General features: G+C 64.5%; 1 protein-coding gene. It reads left to right on the top strand.

Going from position 1 to position 659, the window contains the following annotated elements; genetic code table 11:
* On the top strand, nucleotides 1-659 hold a 659-nt coding region (locus ACM6HV_RS13950), incomplete at both ends, for an RHS repeat domain-containing protein (protein WP_414904479.1).

Below are 659 nucleotides of genomic sequence, written 5' to 3'. Positions count from 1 at the left end.
CAGCTCAAACGCCAGCGTCTGCCGGACAACAGCACGCTCGACTATCACTACGCCAAGGGCGGCGCGCTGACCTCGATCGACCTCAACGGCGCTCGGTTGACCCGCCACGTTTACCAATCAGGTCGCGAGCAGCAACGTCAGCAAGGCCTGCTGCTCAGCGAGTATGCCTACGATGACCAGGGCCGTTTGCTGGCCCACGCTGTAGGCCATCAGCACGCATCGCTGTATCGGCGCGATTATGCCTACAGCGCCAACGGCAACCTCGAGCACATTGCCGACAGCCGTCACGGTCAGCGCACTTATGGCTACGATGCCCTCGACCGGCTGATTCGCGTCCGCCACTCGCGCGACGAATTGCCCGAAGCCTTCGCCCACGACCCGGCCGGCAACCTGCTGATGCAGGACCGCCCCGGCCCCACCCGGATCAAGGGCAACCGCCTGCTGATGCAAGGCGACCGGCACTACGACTACGACGCCTTCGGCAACCTGATCCGCGAGCGTCGTGGCCGCGATCAACTGCTGATCACCGAATACCGCTACGACTGCCAGCACCGCCTGATCGGCCTGACCCGCCCTGACGGCCAAACCGCGACCTACCAATACGACGCCTTCGGCCGACGCATCCGCAAAACCGTCGACGGCCAGACCACCGAGTTCTT

This window comes from Pseudomonas sp. IT-P260 (assembly GCF_949768395.1).
Classification (GTDB): Bacteria; Pseudomonadota; Gammaproteobacteria; order Pseudomonadales; family Pseudomonadaceae; genus Aquipseudomonas; species Aquipseudomonas parakoreensis.
The sequence above is the reverse complement of the archived record's forward strand: the minus strand, read 5'-3'. Positions and strand labels throughout refer to the sequence as shown.